This is a genomic window from Microbulbifer sp. SH-1 (assembly GCF_011326135.1).
In the GTDB taxonomy this organism is placed as follows: Bacteria; Pseudomonadota; Gammaproteobacteria; order Pseudomonadales; family Cellvibrionaceae; genus Microbulbifer; species Microbulbifer harenosus.
The window spans coordinates 586467-605259 of sequence record NZ_CP046948.1; the positions used below are offsets into that span (position 1 = coordinate 586467).

The 18793-nt window shown below is 59.4% G+C and carries 15 protein-coding genes; 14 read left to right on the forward strand and 1 reads right to left on the reverse strand.

The features are described from left to right. Position 1 precedes the first annotated feature (1 nt). From GNX18_RS02595 to GNX18_RS02645, 11 genes are all read left to right on the forward strand, one after another. On the forward strand, positions 2-244 hold the full coding sequence (locus tag GNX18_RS02595; RefSeq protein WP_166215250.1) for a cbb3-type cytochrome c oxidase subunit 3: 243 nt from the start codon (positions 2-4) through the stop codon (positions 242-244). Next, positions 241-1149 (forward strand): cytochrome-c oxidase, cbb3-type subunit III, encoded by a 909-nt coding sequence (gene ccoP, locus GNX18_RS02600; protein ID WP_171019041.1) that lies wholly within the window; start codon positions 241-243, stop codon positions 1147-1149. The genes GNX18_RS02595 and ccoP overlap by 4 nt, the downstream gene beginning before the upstream one ends. Before the next feature lie 155 nt (positions 1150-1304). Beyond that, entirely contained in the window at positions 1305-2720 is a 1416-nt protein-coding gene (gene ccoG, locus GNX18_RS02605; RefSeq protein WP_138237283.1) for a cytochrome c oxidase accessory protein CcoG, read from the forward strand. A gap of 50 nt (positions 2721-2770) precedes the next feature. Further along, on the forward strand, positions 2771-3328 hold the full coding sequence (locus GNX18_RS02610) for a FixH family protein (RefSeq protein ID WP_138237284.1): 558 nt from the start codon (positions 2771-2773) through the stop codon (positions 3326-3328). Positions 3329-3332: 4 nt separating this feature from the next. Then, a complete protein-coding gene (locus GNX18_RS02615) occupies positions 3333-5840 on the forward strand; it encodes a heavy metal translocating P-type ATPase (protein ID WP_166215252.1) in 2508 nt (835 codons plus the stop codon). Between the two features lie 69 nt (positions 5841-5909). Next, positions 5910-6137, forward strand: coding sequence for a cbb3-type cytochrome oxidase assembly protein CcoS (ccoS, locus tag GNX18_RS02620; protein ID WP_138237286.1), 228 nt, complete (start codon positions 5910-5912; stop codon positions 6135-6137). Next, positions 6137-7030, forward strand: coding sequence for a sulfite exporter TauE/SafE family protein (locus GNX18_RS02625; RefSeq protein WP_166215254.1), 894 nt, complete (start codon positions 6137-6139; stop codon positions 7028-7030). The genes ccoS and GNX18_RS02625 overlap by 1 nt, the downstream gene beginning before the upstream one ends. A gap of 156 nt (positions 7031-7186) precedes the next feature. Continuing rightward, positions 7187-8608, forward strand: coding sequence for an isoprenylcysteine carboxylmethyltransferase family protein (locus tag GNX18_RS02630; RefSeq protein WP_240914175.1), 1422 nt, complete (start codon positions 7187-7189; stop codon positions 8606-8608). Positions 8609-8631: 23 nt separating this feature from the next. Beyond that, positions 8632-10155: a glycosyltransferase family 39 protein gene (locus GNX18_RS02635; RefSeq protein ID WP_205828040.1), complete on the forward strand. Its 1524-nt coding sequence runs from the start codon at positions 8632-8634 to the stop codon at positions 10153-10155. Then, positions 10142-10570, forward strand: a complete 429-nt coding sequence (locus tag GNX18_RS02640) for a GtrA family protein (RefSeq protein ID WP_166215256.1) — start codon at positions 10142-10144, stop codon at positions 10568-10570. The genes GNX18_RS02635 and GNX18_RS02640 overlap by 14 nt, the downstream gene beginning before the upstream one ends. Next, positions 10558-11676: a glycosyltransferase family 2 protein gene (locus GNX18_RS02645; protein WP_166215258.1), complete on the forward strand. Its 1119-nt coding sequence runs from the start codon at positions 10558-10560 to the stop codon at positions 11674-11676. The genes GNX18_RS02640 and GNX18_RS02645 overlap by 13 nt, the downstream gene beginning before the upstream one ends. Here GNX18_RS02645 and nadC read toward each other — a convergent pair. Then, on the reverse strand, positions 11604-12461 hold the full coding sequence (gene nadC, locus GNX18_RS02650; RefSeq protein WP_166215260.1) for a carboxylating nicotinate-nucleotide diphosphorylase: 858 nt from the start codon (positions 12459-12461) through the stop codon (positions 11604-11606). The two genes, GNX18_RS02645 and nadC, sit on opposite strands and share 73 nt — an antisense overlap. A 408-nt stretch (positions 12462-12869) precedes the next feature. On the opposite strand from nadC, the gene GNX18_RS02655 reads away from it, so the two are divergent. The 3 genes from GNX18_RS02655 to ampD all read left to right on the forward strand — a co-directional run bounded on the left by GNX18_RS02655 (position 12870) and on the right by ampD (position 18785). Continuing rightward, complete coding sequence (locus tag GNX18_RS02655; protein ID WP_240914176.1) at positions 12870-15140, forward strand: DUF1631 domain-containing protein; 2271 nt, start codon at positions 12870-12872, stop codon at positions 15138-15140. Between the two features lie 438 nt (positions 15141-15578). Further along, positions 15579-17975 carry a DUF1631 family protein gene (locus GNX18_RS02660; protein ID WP_166215262.1) on the forward strand — a complete coding sequence of 799 codons (2397 nt, stop codon included), beginning with the start codon at positions 15579-15581 and terminating at the stop codon, positions 17973-17975. 222 nt (positions 17976-18197) lie between these two features. Further along, positions 18198-18785 (forward strand): 1,6-anhydro-N-acetylmuramyl-L-alanine amidase AmpD, encoded by a 588-nt coding sequence (gene ampD / locus GNX18_RS02665; protein ID WP_166215264.1) that lies wholly within the window; start codon positions 18198-18200, stop codon positions 18783-18785. The last annotated feature ends 8 nt before the right edge of the window (positions 18786-18793 follow it).

Consider the following 18793-nt stretch of genomic DNA (forward strand, 5'->3'; position numbering starts at 1 on the left):
TTTGGATATCAATATTTTGCGGCAGATAGGCGTGGTCCTCGGGTCCATTGCCTTCCTGGCAATCTGCTGGTGGGCCTTTTCCCCGAAGCGTAAACAGCGCTTTGACGAGGACGCCAAATTGCCATTTGCGGACGAACAGGAATCAACTGAAAAGGGCGCTCAAAAGAGCGAATCCCGCTCCGATGATAAAGACGGAGCCAAACAGGAACAGGAACAGGAACAGGAACAGGGGCAAGACAAATGACTACAGGTTGGAGTATCTGGGTAATTGTGCTCACCCTTACCAATCTCGCACTGATAACCTGGGTTTTGTTTGCCAACCGCAAAATAGCGGTGAGCGACCAGGACGACCCGGAAAACCGCACCACTGGCCACGTGTACGATGGCATTGAGGAATACGATAACCCACTGCCGAAGTGGTGGTTCCTGCTGTTCATTCTGACGTTGGTGTTTTCCGCCGCTTACCTGGTGATCTATCCGGGTATGGGAAACTATAAGGGAATCGGTGGTTGGACCTCTGTCGGCGCGCTGAAGGCCGATCAGGCCAAAGCGCAGGCCGAATTCAAAGAGAGCTTCGGCCAGTACGTGGATATGCCGATCGAGAAAATTGCCGAAAGCCCTGAAGCCCTAAAAATGGGTGCGCGGATTTTTGCCAACAACTGCGCGGTGTGTCACGGCGCTGACGGTGGCGGCAACTACGGGTTCCCGAACCTGACCGACAGCGACTGGCTGTACGGCGGCACTCCGGAAAAAATCCTGGAAACCCTGCACAATGGCCGTCAGGGCCTGATGCCACCGCAGGGGCCTGTGATTGGTGAGACGGGTGTCAAAAATGCCGCGGAATACGTGTTGGCCATGAATGGTCTCGAGCACGACGCGGCCATGGCGGAGCAGGGCAAGCAGATATTCGGTACTGTGTGCATGGCGTGTCACGGTGCCGATGGCAAGGGTAACCAGGCGCTGGGCGCACCGAACCTGACCGACAATATCTGGCTCTACGGCAGCAGCCGCGAAGAGATCCAGCACACCATTCGCGGTGGTCGCAGCAACCATATGCCAGCGCAGAAAGAAAAGTTGCGCGAAGACAAGATCCGTCTGGTGGCAGCGTATGTCTACAGCCTGTCTCGTCAGGATGAGATCCAGCAGTAAGCTTCATTTGAGCGAACTGGTGTGAAAGGAAAGTGGCGGCATCGCCGCCACTTGCATCGCCGGGAAGGGCACCGCAGGGAAGAATAACAAGCCTCATTGCATGTAACTGCAGTCATGCCCTGATCGGGAATAACTATTCGGGGGAGCGAGGTGTTGTGAGCGAAAGAATACCCACCAGAGAAGAGCAGGACGGCGACGGCGAAGTCCGTTATCGCATGCTCTACGAGTCTGACGACAAGGTCTATATCCGCCATATCCGCGGCGTCTTTACCCGAATTCGAAAATACACCGGGTTGCCGCTGCTGTTGGCGTTTTTCTTTATCCCCTGGCTCAACATCGACGGGCACCAGGCGGTGCATTTCGATCTCCCCGCACGACAGTTCCATATTCTGTGGGCCACGTTCGGTCCCCAGGACGGCTTCCTGCTGGCCTGGCTGCTGATCATTGCGGCCTTTGCGCTGTTTGCGGTCACCACCTGGCTCGGCCGTGTCTGGTGCGGGTTCACTTGTCCGCAGACCGTGTGGACGCTGATGTTCATCTGGGCGGAGAGGGTATGTGAGGGGGATCGCAGCAAGCGGATGAAGCTGGATGCCGCCCCCTGGAGCGTGGAAAAAGTGCTGCGCAAGAGCGGTACTCACGGGATCTGGCTGCTTATTTCTCTCGCCACCGCGCTGGCGTTCGTGGGATATTTTTACGGAATCCGCGATCTGGTGGTGGATCTGGCCACCTTCAATGCCCATCCCCAGGGCGCCTTCTGGGTCGCTTTTTTCACCTTCGCCACCTACATGAACGCCGGCTTCCTGCGCGAGCAGGTGTGCAAGTACATGTGCCCCTATGCGCGTTTCCAGTCGGTGATGTACGACAAAGACACCCTGGCGGTCTATTACGATGCCCGCCGCGGCGAGGCCCGCGGGCCGCGCAAGAAGAATGTCGACTACAAGGCCCAGGGTATGGGCGACTGTATCGACTGTTACTGGTGTGTGCAGGTGTGCCCGGTGGATATAGATATCCGCGACGGGCTGCAGTTCGAGTGCATCAACTGTGGCCTGTGTGTGGACGCCTGCAACAGTGTCATGGACAAGATGGAGTACCCTCGCGGCCTGATTCGCTTCACTTCAGAAGATGAACTCGAGGGTGCGAAAACCAGGTTTGCACGACCGCGGTTGTTCGGGTATGCGTTGGTGCTGCTGTTGATGGTCGGTCTGTTCTCTCTCGAGGTGCTGACCCGCAGTCCGGTCCAGGCTGAAGTGCTGCGGGACCGCGGTGCGCGTATGTACCGGGTATCCCAGGGGCTGGTGCAGAACGTCTATACGGTCAAGATCAACAATATGGACCAGAAGCCCCACGAGTTCACTATCCGAATCGAGGGCAAGGAGGGGTACGACTACTCACTGCGGATGCAGCGGGGCGCTCTGGTGAACCCCGGTGAGATATACTCCGTGCCCATCCGGGTCAGTGTGCCTCAGCAGCAGCTGAAGGAAACCAAGCACGATATCGAGATCGTGATTCAGGCCAAAGATGCTCCAGAGCTTGAAGATCGCCACAAGACCGTGTTTATCGGGCCGAAATGACCGTGGGGCGACGGACGGATGCCGTCTAACCTGCGCAGTAACGAATATTGATGGTTAAACAGAAAGTGTCACAGACAGTCGATCGAAACGCCGATACACCGCGCCCCTGGTACCGCGAACCCTGGTTCTGGCTGGTGATGTCGCCACTGGTACTGGTGGTTATTATTTCTTTCACCCTGGTCTCCGTTGCGGTGCGCCACGGCGATGACGTGGTGAGTGACACTTACTATAAGGAGAGCCGTCTGTATCACTACAGTGCGGAGCAGGATCAGCGGGCGAAGGAGCTGAACCTGGCCGGTGTACTGCTGTTTTCTCCGGAGGAGAATGTCGTCACGCTGGATCTGCGCGGCCAGCTCGAATACCCGGACAAACTGTTGCTGTCCCTGAGTCATCCGGTGGAGGCAGACCTGGATGAGCATATTCTGCTGGAGCAGCTGTCCATCGGCCGCTACCGGGGCGAGGTGCAGGCGTCGCTGCAACACCGCTGGTATCTGCAGGTAACGCCGCAACTGAACCCGGAAGAGTTTCGCAACGCCCCGTGGCGACTCAAAGGGGAAATCAATTTCGACCTCGGCAATGGAGTGCCCCTGAAACCCGCCGAGCAGTAAGCGTATGACCGCATCGCCTGCTCCCCCTCCCGCACACATCCCTGCGTCGGCAGATGCCGCGGACTGCTTTCACTGCGGTCTGCCGGTAGCCGAGGGCAGCGCGTTTTCTGTCGCGATCGACGGCGTACGTCGACCCATGTGTTGCCCGGGATGCGAGGCGGTGGCGGGCGCGATTGTGGCCGGTGGGTTCGATAACTTCTATCGCTTCCGCGAGCAGAGCAGTCAGCGTCCGGAGTCGGTACCTGAGGCCGATCGCTGGAGCGCCTATGACCTGGTGGAAGTGCAGGATGAATTCGTGCGGGATTTCGATCAGCCGGCGCGCGCGGGCGAGGGTGTCACCCTGCGGGTTGCCAGTCTGCTGGTCGGCGGCATCACCTGTGCGGCGTGTGTGTGGCTGATCGAAAAGCAGCTACAGCGGATGCCCGGCGTGGAGCGGGTATCCGTTAACGCCAGTAACCATCGCGCCCAGATCGTGTTTGATCCTGATCAGGTGGCTGTCAGCCTGCTATTTGCCGCCCTTGCCGCTATTGGCTACCGCCCTGCACCTGCCACCGCTGCCAACAGTGAACGCCTGATCCAACAGGAACGCCGTGCATCCATGCGCCGGCTGGGGGTGGCGGGGCTCGGTACCATGCAGGTAATGATGTTCGCCATCGCGCTCTACTTTGGCGCCAGCAAGGGCATAGAAACCGCGTTTGAGCAGTTTTTCCGCTGGGTGTCGCTGGTGGTGGCCACGCCGGTGGTGTGCTATGCGGCACAGCCCTTCTTCGCCGTGGCCTGGCGGGCACTGCGCAGTGGGCAGCTGGTAATGGATGTGCCGGTGTCCCTAGCGATTGGTCTCGCCTACGGCGCCAGTGTATACGCCACGGTATTCGACACCGGGGAGGTGTATTTCGAGTCGATTTCCATGTTCACCTTCTTCCTGCTGCTGGGGCGCGCGGTGGAAATGCGCGCGCGCCATCGAGCGGGGCTCGCCAGCGGCGGACTGGCCCAATTGCTGCCGCTCGCGGCGCAGCGGCTGCGGGAAGCGGGCGACGGTACCGTCGAGGAGTCGGTACCGGTCACCGCATTGAAAGTGGGCGACCGTATATTGCTGCGCCCGGGAGACACGATTGCCGTTGACGGTGTGGTGATCGACGGCGCCAGTGGTGTTGATGAGTCCATACTCACCGGTGAGTCCGCGCTGCAGCAGAAGGTTGTAGGCAGCGCCGTATTTGCGGGCAGTGTAAATGGTGACTCCTCGCTTACTGTGGCGGTGGCTGCAGCGGGCAAGAGCACCCGGCTCTCCGCTATCGAAAAGCTGGTGGAGCGGGCGCAGCTGGACAAGCCGGCGCAGGTGGCGCTGGCGGACCGTCTGGCGGGGCGGTTTATTGCCGCAGTGCTGTGTATCGCGGCAGCGGCTTTTGTATTCTGGTGGCAACAGGCGCCGGATCGGGCCTTCTGGATTGCGCTGTCGGTACTGGTCGTGACCTGTCCCTGTGCGCTCTCCCTGGCGACGCCGGCGGCGCTGGCCGCCGCAACCCTGCGCCTGCAGCAGTTGGGGCTGTTGGTGGCGCGGGGCCATGTGCTGGAAACGTTACCAACACTCAGCCGGGTTATTTTCGACAAAACCGGTACTCTCACGGAGGGCGAGCCGCGGTTGCAAACGATCGTGCACCTGCGTGCGGGTGGAAGCGATATTGAGGTGCGGGAGATCGCCGCCGCGCTGGAGGCCCACAGCAATCACCCGCTGGCGCGGGCGTTCCGGCCCTGGGGGGGGAATCGCTCCGCACAGGAATTGCGCTCGGTTACCGGGCGCGGGGTGTCTGGTATCTGTGGTGGAGAGTGTTTTCGCCTCGGGCGTGCTGACTTTGTGCAGGAGGGGTTCGCCGGGACGGCGTGTCAGCTGGCACAACTACAGGCACCGGCGGAGCCCGGACAGTGGCTGCTGCTGGGAGACTCCAACGGACCTCTGGCGTGGCTGGGGCTGGGGGATTCCATGCGCGAAAGCGCGCCCGTTTCGATTGCACAGCTGCGCGAGCAGGGGCTTGAGGCGGAGTTGCTGAGCGGCGACCAGTCCGCAGAGGTGCCGAGACTGGCCAGACTATCCGGGATAGACCACTTCCGCGGAGGCGCTTCTCCCGAGCAGAAGCTCGCGCATCTGCAGTCGCTGCAGGCGCGCGGTGAGCGATTACTGATGGTGGGGGATGGCATCAACGATGTGCCAGTGTTGTCTGGGGCGGATGTTTCCATCGCGATGATGTCCGCTGCAGACCTGGCCCAGTCGCGTGCGGATGCCATTCTGCTGCAGGGGGACCTGCGTGCGCTGCCTCGCGCCTTTGCGCTTGCGCGCAAGTGCCGCACAATCATTCGCCAAAATTTGGCCTGGGCCGTTCTCTACAATCTGCTGGCGCTGCCGCTGGCGTTTCTCGGCCTGGTGCCGCCGTGGGCTGCGGCCATCGGTATGTCGCTGAGCTCACTGATCGTGGTGGCCAATGCGCTGCGTCTGTCCCGTTGGCAGCCGGCAATCTGACTGCCGTCGGAACTATGAGGTCCGCCGGGAAAATCCCGCCACCGTCTCTGAAATCGTTTGAGGTAAGTCTTGGACAGTATATTTTTGCTGGTTCCTATCGTTATTTTCTTTATCGCCTGTGCGGTAAAGCTTTTCTTCTGGGCGGTGAACAACGGTCAGTACGATGACCTGGAGACCGAGGGGCGGCGCATCCTGTTTGATGACGATCAGCCGCGGAAATCCGGTATCGACCAGGCGGGGCAGGGGAGCGAGTCATCACCGTCGTCAACTTCGAATGACACCCCGGAGCGGCACTGATGCCTGAGTGGAGCAGCCTCGCAGCGGCCTTGGCCATCGGTTTTTTGGGCAGCAGCCACTGTATCGGCATGTGTGGCGGTATTTCCGGTGCCCTCGGGCTCGCGGTGCCCGGGCAGAAACCCGCCTGGCGACGCCTGCTCGGCTATTCTGCCGGTCGCGTGGCCAGCTACACCCTGATGGGGTTGTTAGTCGGGTTGCTGGGGGCCTACCTGGCGACAGATATTGCCAACAGCCTGGCACCACTGCGCCTGGCCGCGGGTGTGATGTTGATTGCCATGGCATTGTATCTGGCGGACTGGTGGCGTGGGCTGACGCGCCTTGAGCGCGCGGGGGCTGTGCTGTGGCGAGGAATACAGCCGCTGTCGCGCAAGCTCTTGCCGGTCAGTTCCACGCCACAGGCCGTCGCTCTCGGTGCCCTCTGGGGCTGGCTCCCCTGTGGTCTGGTGTACAGCGCGCTCACTTTTGCGCTGGCTCAGGGCAGCGGTGGGCAGGCTGCGCTGTCCATGCTCGCATTTGGGGTTGGTACATTGCCGGCGGTACTTGCGACAGGTTTTGCGGCGACGCGTTTGCGGGAGATCGTGCGTCGGTCAGGAGTACGCCTTACCATGGCGGCACTGGTGTTATTGTTTGGAATCTGGACCATCTGGGGCGCGTTGGGGCATCGGGGGCACGGTGCGCACAGTAATCACTCTGCCGGGCACATACATGCGCCAGAACATGATGTCGATCACGATTCTGGTCAGAATTCCGCGCCTCCACACCATTCTGAGCCTGTGGAGCATCATTTTGTACCCGCCAATTCGTCTCAGGAGGAAGAGCGGGATGATCGCCACGGTAGTCATCATCATAACCCGCATCCGGGTGAGAACTCCGGCGCCGGTTCTGCGGACTGAATCCCGCCGTCGTCCGAAGCGTTTTTCGCGGCGTGGCGGATCTCCGACGTTACAGGTACACTGGCGCCTGTGCAATTTCTGGCCTGACCACTTGGGCCGTGAACTCGACTGTACTCGATGTTGCCAGAACGTTGCGAAGTGACAGCTGGATTGGCTATGAAAAAAATAAAAAGCAAATCAGCCGGTGCGAACGGTACCGAGCGTAGAAAATCGACTTCGGAATCCGCAGTAATTCAACGCTGCCCCGATGCCCCCACCAGTATCTGGATCAATCTGTTTGCGCTTGCGGTCTCACTCGCGGCGGTTTACTGGCTGCGCGCCTATGGCCAGGATCTGGAGGTGAAAACACAGGCACTGGTGATCGTGGCACTGGCGCTCGCCCTACCGATCATTGTGCTTGAGTGGTTTTTCCTGAAGCCCTACCGCAACCCGTCCGCAGGGCTGGATTTCGGGCGCAGGAATCACAGCCTGCGCCGCACGGCGGTGAAGCTGCTGGGCTTTTATTTCGCGGTGGGTTCGGTAGCGTTCGTATACTGGCTGTTCCCCGAGTACCACGGCTCCTTCTACGACAACTATTTCTCGGTGGTACGCGCCGTTCTGCCCTGGTGGATGCTGCTCGCGGTGCCATATTTTTACCTGCTTGATGGTGCCATGCACTCGCCTAAAGACAGTTACTGGCAACTTGGCAGTTGGCTGTTGGGCAAGCGCCGGGGTGTTTCCGGCAAGGCCATCGGCCAGTTATACCTCGGATGGCTGGTGAAGCTGTTCTTCCTTCCGTTGATGTTCGTGTACATGGGCAATAATCTCGGCACATTGCTGGCCTTTGATTTTTCCCGCCTGCTGCAGAGTTTCAAGGCAGTCTTCGATTTCACCTTCAACTTCCTGTTCTACATCGATCTGCTGTTTGTTACTGTGGGTTATGTGTGCACCTTGCGGCTGTTTGATTCCCATATCCGCACTGCCGAACCCAGCTTTCTTGGCTGGGGGGTGGCGCTGATCGGTTACCAGCCATTCTGGAGCCTGTTCTCCGGTACCTACCTCAAGTACGACGATGTCCCGGCCTGGGGATACTGGTTCTGGAATACTCCGCTGGCGTATGGCATCTGGGGTTCAATTATCCTGCTGTTGATCGCCGTGTACGTGTGGGCGAGCATCCCATTCGGAATCCGCTTCTCCAACCTGACCCATCGCGGCATTCTTACCAATGGTCCCTACCGCTATACCAAACACCCGGCTTACATCAGTAAAAATATCTCCTGGTGGATGATCTCCATGCCATTTATGGTGAGTGCCAGTGTGCCTGAAGCTTTGCGGCATTCGCTGTTGTTGCTAATGGTGAACTTCATCTATTTCATGCGGGCGCGCACCGAGGAACGCCATCTCTCCTGGGACCCGGTCTATGTCGCCTACGCCAATTACATTGGGGAGCGGGGACTGTTTGCCTGTCTCGGCCGCTGGTTCCCAATTCTGCGCTTCGGCAACGGGCGTTTGTTCTATCGCGGAGAGGGCGCGCCGCCGCCGGCACCGCTGGTCACCGGGAGTGTTTCCTCAGGTATTGCCGCGTCGGCCAACCCCTGAGCGAAATTGAGGAGTCGTGCCAGATGGTGGGGAATGTTGTGGGGGGGCTGGCCGCAGGTGCGCGACTCTGGTGGCGTGACCGCAGTGCGGGACTTAGCGCCAACGGTGGAGCAGCGGGGGTATTCCTCGGGGTATGGGAGAGGACGCCGCCGGCTGTGCGACGGGTGAATCACCGCTGGTGGACCTACGCCGGGCTCTACCTGCTGATCGCCGTTGGTATCTGGCTGCGGGTGGACCAGGTGTTTACCCACAATCCCATGGACCACATCTGGAGTGACCCGCAGCGTCACTGGGAGCAGGGTACCGAGAGCCTGCGGCGGGACCCCATGACCCTGACCGATCCGGTGATGTACCAGGTCTATGTGGGGGTGCTCGCCAAGCTCACTCTGGGTGAGCCACTGCTTGTGGCTTTTTTTACTGCTTTACTGGCCTGTCTGACGCCCTGGATCTGGTATCGCTTTGCCCGCGAGTTGCTGCCCGGGCGATTGCAGGCGACGGCGGTCTGGGCTGCGCTCTCCCTGTTACCTTCATGGATTGCCATCTACAGCTATTTCATGCAGGAGACGCTGCTACTGCCTCTGCTTGGTACCGCGCTCTATGCTAGCTGGCGCTGCCGGCGCAAACAGACACTGGCGAGCTTTCTCCTGATGGTCACCGTGTGGGCGCTGGCGGGACTGACCCGCGGTATAGCCATTCCTCTGGCGGCGGTGGTGGCCACCTGGTTGTGGCTGGTGCAGTCGCAGAAACTCGCCAAGGCCGGCTACAGCCTGCTGTTACTCGGGCTGTTGATGGGGCCACTGGCCTACCGCAGTTACGCCGCCATGCATATGGTCTCACCCCACGGCATCGGACAGCTGGTAGCGCTGTACCTGCGTTCCGGCAAACGGGAAATTCGTGTGCATTACAGCCGCGAAGGGGCGCAGTGGAATTACTGGTTCGGATCTCCCTCCACCGGCGAAAAACCGTTGGCACCGCTCAGTGACTGGACCACGTCCCGCGAAGGCCAGGTGCACGCGCGTATCCGCATTGAGAATGGCGTCGAAGACTGGGACCGCGCTCTGGCGCGATATCCCTGGACGGTAGAGCGCTACCTGACGCTGACCGGGGAGAACCTGATCTACCTGTTTTTTGGCTCTTCGTGGCCGGATAACAATCGCGAGCGCTGGCTGGAAGCGGTGAACCACCAGAGCCGCTGGCTGTGGGCTCCGTTGACCCTGTTGCTGCTTGTGGGCACGGTGCTCTGTTGGCGCCGGCTGCGGGGTGCACGCCTGTTTGCGGTGCTGCTGATGACCTGGATTCTGGTGCAGGGGCTGCTCCCCATCGCGGTCAACGAAGGGCGTTACCGCAAGCCCGCGGAAGGGATGTTGCTGACTCAGGCCATTTTGCTGGCCACTGTCCTTCGCCGCCGCACGCGACGGCGGAGTGACAGTGAAGTCGAAGCGCCGCTGTGGCAGACACCAGGTTCGACCGCGAAAGCAGGGCTGCCAGCTGCCGCCGAGGTCTGGGTGGCGGAAGAGCGGCGGGAAAGAAATGATGCAGTCGTCTGATTCCGCGATCAGCACATCCCGGTGGTTGCGACAACTGCTGGGTAGAGCGGGGCGCTTTACCCTGGTGGGGGGATTAGCCACACTGGTCCAGTACCTGCTGCTGGTGGTTTTGGTGGAGCTGGCCGCGATGGCTACGGTGCTGTCGTCCGCGCTTGCGTTTACACTCTCCGCTGCACTCAACTATTTGTTGAACTTCTACTTCACCTTCGGCGGTGGTGCACGCCACCGGCAGGCACTGCCCAAATTCGTGGCAGTCGCGACCATCGGGCTCGCCACTAACACCCTGTGTTTTTCCCTGGCACTGCTGTTGTTGCCCTATCTGCTGGCGCAGCTGGTCGCCACGCTGATCACACTGATCGGCAACTTTCTCCTGCATCAATTCTGGATCTACCGGGAGTCCCAATGGAATTCGTAACTGAAGCTGATCTATTGGCCCCCTCGCTGGCCATCGTTGTCCCTTGCTACAACGAGGAGGAGGTGATTGCGGATACCACTGCGGAATTGCTGAAGACATTGGAGAATCTGGCGTCGGAGGGGCGAATCGCGGCGACGTCGAAAATCTATTACGTCGACGATGGCAGTCGCGATGCCACCTGGTCGATGCTGGAAAAGATCGCGCGTGACGATAACCGCGTCGTGGCGGTAGCACTCTCGCGTAACCGCGGTCATCAGAATGCGCTGTACGCTGGCCTTTCGCAGACCCAAGAAGACATGGTGGTGAGTATTGACGCGGACCTGCAGGATGGGCCGGAGAATATCACCGCCATGGTAGACGCCTTCCGCGCCGGCTTTGAGGTGGTATTTGGGGTGCGTGAAGAGCGGGGCACGGATACTTGGTTCAAGCGTATGACAGCGGAAGGTTACTACCGGCTGATGCAGCGCCTTGGCGTAGATCTGGTGTTCAACCACGCCGACTTTCGCCTGATGTCGCGACGCGCGGTAGATACCCTGCTCGAGTATCCTGAAACCAACCTGTTTCTGCGCGGCATGGTGCGCGAACTCGGATTTCGCTCCACCACGGTTGCCTATGCGCGCAGACCGCGTATGGCAGGTGAGAGCAAGTACCCGCTGCGGCGGATGCTGTCGCTGGCGTGGAGGGGAGTAACGGCGTTCTCCATTGCACCGCTGCGGGCGATCACCCTGCTTGGGTTGGTGTCCGGTGGGTTGGCACTGGGGTTGATCGCCTGGGTGTTGTTTGTAAAGGTTTTTTCCAGCTCTGCCGTGCCCGGTTGGGCATCTATCATGGTGCCGGTATTGTTTATCGGCAGTGTGCAGCTGCTCTGCCTTGGGGTGATCGGAGAGTATCTGGGCAAAATCTACGAAGAGGTGAAGCGCCGCCCGCGGTTCCATCTGCGGGAAGTGGTGGGTGCCGACCCGGTCTCTGATGTCGGAACGGGCGGTTTACTGTCGGGGATGCCGCGGGCGCATCGGGGTGTCGGATTTCCTGATTATTCCGACAGCAATCGCAGGGACAGATCGATAGCGCGCAGGTGCTTGGTCAGGCTGCCGGAGGAAATGTAATCCACCGCGAGCCCTGCAAGCTGCTTCAGTCGCGCTTCATTCACACTGCCAGAAATTTCTATTTTTGCGCGGCCGCGCGCGAGTGTTAGTGCCTGTGCGGTCATGTCATCGGTGAACTCGTCGAGCATGATCACATCGGCGCCGGCATCCAGTGCCTGTTGCAACTCCTCCAGGCTTTCCACCTCTACTTCCACCAGGGCACCGGGCTTGATTCGATGCGCCTGACTTACCGCTTTGTCAATTCCGCCGGCAGCGGCGATATGATTTTCCTTGATCAAAAAAGCGTCATAAAGGCCGACGCGGTGGTTGTGGCAGCCGCCACACAGCACCGCATATTTCTGCGCAGTACGCAGACCCGGAATGGTCTTGCGGGTGTCGAGAATACGGATTTCGGAGTCCGCGGCCAAAGCCGCATACTCTGACGCCGTTGTTGCCGTGCCGGACAGTGTCTGTACAAAGTTTAGTGCACAGCGCTCGCCGGTCAGGATCGAGCGCGCGGTGCCGCATAGCTCAAACAACGTGCTGCCAGCTGCGACCCGGTCCCCATCCTGCACGTACCACTGCAACTGGAGCGCCGGGTCCAGCTGCCGAAACACTTCCTCTACCCAGGGCCTTCCGCAGAACACGCAGTCCTCTCGGGTAATTACCCGCGCGCGCGCCTGGCGCTCCGGTGGAATCAGCTGCGCAGTGATATCGCCATCGCCGATGTCTTCCGCCAATGCGACTGTCACGGCTCTCTGGATATCCTGTTGCAGATTGGGGATAGCGGCGTCGGCGGGAGTCATAGGGAACCTCGGCTAGGTTAGTCCGACGCAAAGGGCGGCCGGATATTGCGGCTGGCAATACTAGCAAATTCGCAGGCTGGGCCAGAAGCGAATTGGCGGTTGTACTCGGATTATTATTTTCCGCCGACTCGCGCATGCGGGGGCTGTGACTACTGTCGCAAAATGGTTCGCGCGAGCGATGCGGCGGTTGTGTTGCCCGCGCGTAAGTCCGTAGAATCGAGAGTTGACCAGAATAGGTCGTTTCGCGCGGCTGTTCCGCTCTCCCGTAACCCTACCAGCGGTAATGTTGTGGTTGCCACATGGCGAGCGGTAGGCGCAGAAAATAAGACATCAGGTCCGCAGGCGGTTTCCCAGAACTTCTGCGGTTGCATCACCCGGCTGCCCGACGGGGCCACCGGCCGAGGCTAAATGGCAATGACAGACTCCAACAACGTGGTATCCATTCAGGGTTTACAACGGGAGCCGCGCGAGAACAAGAGAGGCGCCAGTCTTCCCGCGCCAGTGGTCGCAGTGCGCGAAAAGGCTCGTTCTCTGCTCGCGGAGCAGGCCAAGTTACTGTTTGCCAAAGTGGACGACTCACTTTTCGCCATGGCGGAAAAAGCCCACGGCCAGGAGGAACAGGACGGCCTGTTCCAGGCGCTGCGTCTGCTGCGGGTGGAGCGGCGCAAGGTGGTGGACCAGTTTGCAGACAATGTGGCGCGCGCATTCCTGGTGCGGGATTCCTCCGAAGACGGGCGTGAAGATCTGTATTCGGCCGATAACCTGTCATTGGTGCACAACGACGACCTCGAACAGCTGGTCGCGGTGGACACCATGGTCGCCAATGCCAAGCGGGATTTTGCCGAGCCGCTGACCGAAATATCCCTGCGGCTCAATACCCTGCTATCTGTCAAAATCTATGACAAGAACAATCCTCTAGGCCCCGACGCTATCTGTGATGCATTCGTCGAGGCGTCGCGCCCGCTGAACCTGCACATCCGTGCCCGCCTGACCCTGCTGAAGAAGTTCGAGCAGGTTGTCATGCTCAATCTGGGAAAAGTCTACGACCAGTGCAATGACCTGTTTGTAGAGCAGGGTGTGTTGCCCTCGCTCAAGCAGCAGCGCCGTGCCGCGCGTCAGCAGCAGCGGCCTGCTGCCAGCACATCGGTGCCACACTCGGGCGCGCAACCCGCCAGTCCGGCGGCATTGGGGGGCAGTGTTACCGCAGCGGGTTACGGGCTGCTACCGGTGAATTCTGGTGTTGCTCCCATGGCGGCGCAGGATCTGCTTTCTCATCTCGGCGCTCTACAGAGCCACCTGCCTGGCAGTTATAGTGACGCTGGCATTCAGTTGCTGAACGTCAATAGTCTGCTTCAGGAGCGTCTGGTTGATGTGCGCCAGTCGGCGGCGCTTACCAAGGTCGACAGCGACATTATCAAGCTGGTGGAAATGCTGTTTTCGTTCATCCTCGAAGACCGCAATCTCGCCGAGCCAATCAAGACTCAGCTGGGGCGCCTGCAGTTGCCGTTACTCAAAGTGGCCATTGCCGACAAATCGTTCTTCAGCAAAGGCGGCCATCCCGCCCGCAAGCTTCTGAATGAGCTGGCGGACGCCTGCACCGGATGGCAGGCAAAAGATAATTTTGAGTCCGACCCGCTGTTCAAGAAGGTCAGTGAGGTGGTCGCCCGGGTGTTGGCGGAGTTTGATCAGGACATCAATGTCTTTTCCTTGCTGTTGGAGTCCTTTCGCGAGTTCATTGAACGCGAGCGCAAGCGTGCCCAGAAACTCGAACAACGTATCGTGGACGAGGCCGACGGCCGCGCCAAAACCCAGGCCGCACGCGCGCGGGTGGCTGCCGTTATGGATGCCCTGGTGGCGGAGCGGGATCTGCCGCCGGTGGTCACTGAGTGGCTGAACAAAGTCTGGTCCAACATGCTGTTCCTGAGTTGTATCAAGGACGGTACCGATAGCGAAAGTTGGAGCCGTGATGTGCGCACCGCGAGAGATCTGGTGTGGAGTGTGCACGCGCCGATGCCGGAAAGTCGCAAGCAATTGCAGGGGCTGTTACCTGCGTTGCAAGAGCGCCTAAAAGTGGGGGTGGAGGCGGTGTCGCTCAACTCGTTTGAAGCGCGACGCATGTTTGCCGGCCTAAAAGAGGTATACCGCGAACGCTTTGCGCTGGCGCAGCGCATTACTGAAGAGCGCGCCCGTCTGGCTCGCGAAGAAGCCCGCGACGAAGTGCGAGAACAATTGCGCGACGAGGTGCTTGAGGAGGTCCGCGCGGTCTCGCAAGTTGCTCAGGCAGAGGTGCAAGAGGTCGTCGAGCTTCCGCAGATGGAAGAGCTGGAGCAGGTGGTTGCCGAGGTCGAACTCAAGGTACAAACAGCGGAAACCGAGGCGGTGCCCGAGGATGATTCCTACTGGCAGCAGACCTTCCGTCTCGCCCAGGGCAGTTGGTTCGAATTGAAGCGGGGAGGCGAAGAGCAATTCCGTTGCCGTTTGGCGGCGGTGATCAAAGATATCGATCAGTTCATCTTCGTCAATCGCAACGGCGCCAAGGTGGCAGAGTTCACCCGTGTGGAGCTGGCGCAGGCATTGCGAGCGGCACAGCTGCTGCCACTGGATGACGGCATGCTATTTGAGCGCGCGCTGCAGTCTGTTATTGGTACTGTGCGCAAATCCCGTGGAGAAATGCACTAACCGGGTCTTCCGGCATATCTCGACGTTTAAACCCTTCCGGCGGCTTTTCATGCAGTCGCCGCATATTGTCGCGGAATGCTCCCAGGGCGGCGAAGAGCAGCAATCTGCCGCCCCTGAGCCCCCTCCGTGCGTGACTTTCCTGACTTGTCAATAAAATCCTGATTTATACACTCCAAGTGGCCAAAAATGGCCCTTTTTGGTACTTGTGTATCGTTTATGTTTGCCGGATATTGCGCAAAAGTTCCGCTTATATCGATGGCCATCCTCTGCTGAGGCGTCGTTTGGGGGTCGGCTGTACACCGTTACGGTTTTGCGCTTGATGCGCTTGTCCGGCAGGTGGAATGTCTTTTTGTCTGCCGCGGAGTATTGGGGGACGCAGTAAACGTCTCTGCGGTGGAAGTACTCAAATCAATTGCCAGGAGGGCAGCTGGGGTGAGCATGGACGATATGGAAAGAGATAATAAAAAGCTATTTGTCATCGACGGTGGTGCTTCGGATGACGACAAGAGAATGACAAATGGCAATCGAAAAAACCGCGCGAATCTCCGTATATCGGCACCGCGACAATTGTCCAAAACTGTGAATCTCGTTAATCAGAAAGCAATTCAGTGGCTGCAGGCCCGGGCGGAAGAAGTACTTGCCCAGGTGGACGATTCCCTGTTCAGCATGGCCGAAAAGTCCCACCAGCAGGAGGAGCAGGATCGCCTGTTTCTGGCGATTCGCGCTATTCGAGGGGCGCACAGTAAACTGTTGAGCGATTTCTGCGACGGTGTAGAAGAGCGATTTCACGCTCCGCGCAACGATATCCCGGGGGAGGATTTTGAGCGCGATCCATCCTCTGCGCTGCCTCCCTTGTCGCTACTCAACGACGACGATCTGGAGCAACAGGTGGCCATTCGCACCATGGTGTCGAATGTCCAACGGGACCAGGCGGAATCCGTTGCGTCGCTGTCCCTTCGCCTCGACACGCTGTTGCCTGGCAAAATTTACGGCGAAAACATGCCCCTGGGCCCGGCAGCTATCTGTGCCGCCTTTGCCGATGCGCTTGATGATGTAGATATCTCATTGCGCGCGCGCATGACCGTGTTCAAGAAGTTCGAATTGCAGCTGGTCAACCGCCTGGGCGAACTGTATAAGATCTGCAACAACCTGTTGATTGAGCAGGGGGTGCTGCCCGCAATTGAGGACCCGCTGCACCGCCGCAGTCGCCAGGGGCGAGTACCCGGCTCCCCGGGCGCCGTCGATGCGCGTACTCCTGAGCAGTCTGCCGCAGTGCGGGAGGGCGCGCTGGTTGCGGGCGGCGGCGCCACCGGCCACGGCAATTTCATTGCGGGGTTAATGCCTTTGGGGTCTGGTGCTGCCCCAATGGCAACACCGACGTTGTTGCAACATCTGGGGCAGTTCCAAATGTCCTTGCCAGTCCAATCCGGTGCAACGGGTGAGTTGGTGAATGTTACCGAGCTTATCCAGCAGAGTCTTGTCGCCAGTAAGCAGAGCGCCTCACTGCACGAACTGGACAGCGAAGTGATCCGGCTGGTAGACATGCTGTTTTCGTTCATGCTGGAAGACCGCAATTTGGCGGAACCCATCAAGGCGCAGTTGATCCGCCTGCAGTTGCCCATGTTGAAGTTGGCGGTGGCGGATAAGGCATTTTTCAGCAAGAGTGGACACCCGGCTCGGCGTTTGCTGAACGAGCTGGCCGATGCCGCGATTGGCTGGCAGCCCGGTGAAAAGTATCTCGACGATCCCTTGTATCATGAAATTTGCGCCATCGTGGATGGTGTGCTGTCGGAATACGGTGAAGATGAGCAGGTGTTTGCCCGGTTGTTGGAATCCTTTCGCGAATTTTCAGTGCGTGAGCGCAAGCGGGCCGCGGTTATGGAGCGGCGCACCATTGATGAGGCCCGGGGTTCCGCCCGAGTAGAGGCGGCCAAGGCCCGGGTGGCTGCGGTATTCGATGCGCTCACCGCGGAACGCAAGCTGCCTAAAATTGTGCACGAATGGCTGGACCGGGTTTGGGGCAGCGTGCTGTTTCGGACCTGTCTGAGAGACGGGACCGACAGTGGTTCCTGGCGCCAGCATGTGTTGACCGCGCGCGACCTGATTTGGAGTGTGGCGGCGCCAATGCCTGAGAGCAGCGCTAAAATGCGTCAGTTGCTGCCGGATCTTAAAAAACGGTTGGAAGAGGGGGCGCAATCATTGTCTCTGAGCGGTGGTGATCTCCAGCGCTTGCTGGGTGGGCTCGAGGTACTATACCGGGAGCGGCAGAAACTCGGTGAGCGTGTGGAGTCCGAGCGCGAGCGCCGTATCCGCGAGCGCCTGGTCCAGGAATTGCGCCGGGAGGCGGACAGCGTGTTGGCCATACCGGTGGCGGATGGCGTGACTTCTGCCGCCACGCAAGAATTTGATGTGTTGACCGTAAGGTTGGATGATACACGTGAACTGCCTTCCACTCAGAAGGCTCTCCCCGCAGTTGAAGAAATCCAGCAGGTGGTCACCAAAGCGAGTGTGACCAGATCCGGCGGTCTGACCGCACTACCCGAGAATGACGACTACTGGCTGCAGACCTATCACCTCAAAGACAGCTGGTTCCTGCTGCGGCAGCTGGAAAAATTGCCGATACGGTGCCGCCTGGCGGCGATCATCTCTGACTTGGACCAATTCATGTTCGTCAATCGTCAGGGGGCCAAGGTGGGTGTTTACTCTCGCCTGGAACTTGCCCATGCGTTGCGCGATGAGGAGTTGCTGCCGTTGGAACAGGGGCCTCTCTTCGAGCGCGCGCTGCAGCATGTGGTGGGAAACTGTGGTGAAAGCCGACTCGCCATCAGCGTTTGAAGGCCGCCTCCCTATTATCGGAAGGCTGTAACGGGCAACGGATAGCAAAGCAGTCCCGGATGCGTTACATATACGGCGTTGCGGATGGGGTTCGGCGATTTCTGATGTTGCGCGCGCGCTTGGCCGTGGTGGTGTGGGCCTGCAGAATCGGATATTGCCAGTGGCAGTTGGTACGTTGCTTCCATAAAATGTACTCTGCTTAATTCCAGCGGAGTCGCGTTTGTGAAATATCAGGTCCAGTCCGGCTGGTTGTCCGGCGCACGTCGCTTGCCGAGCCCACACTGCAACAGCCGCCCGGAAGGCTCGGCTGTGGATCTCCTGGTCATTCACAGCATCAGCCTGCCGCCAGGGCAGTATGGCGGGCCCTACATTGATGACTTCTTCCTCGGGCATCTGGATGTAGATGCACACCCCTATTTTTCTGAAATCGCCAGTCTGCAGGTGTCTGCACATTTGCTGATTGACCGCAATGGTCATGTTACCCAGTATGTCCCGCTCTCCGAGCGCGCCTGGCATGCGGGGCAGTCCGCATTTTGTGGCCGGGAAAACTGCAATGATTTCTCCATCGGTATCGAGCTCGAAGGGCTGGATACCGACACTTATACAACGGCGCAGTACGAGTCCCTGGCTGAGGTGACGCTGGCGATCATGGATGCCTACCCGTTGATTGACAAGTCGCGCATCACCGGTCATTCGGATATCGCGCCAGGAAGGAAATTGGACCCTGGTCCAGGGTTCGACTGGGCTCTGTACTTCGAAAAACTGGATCGACTGGTGGAAGCCGGATCATCGGGCGCCGACGCTCGCTGATGGAAGTT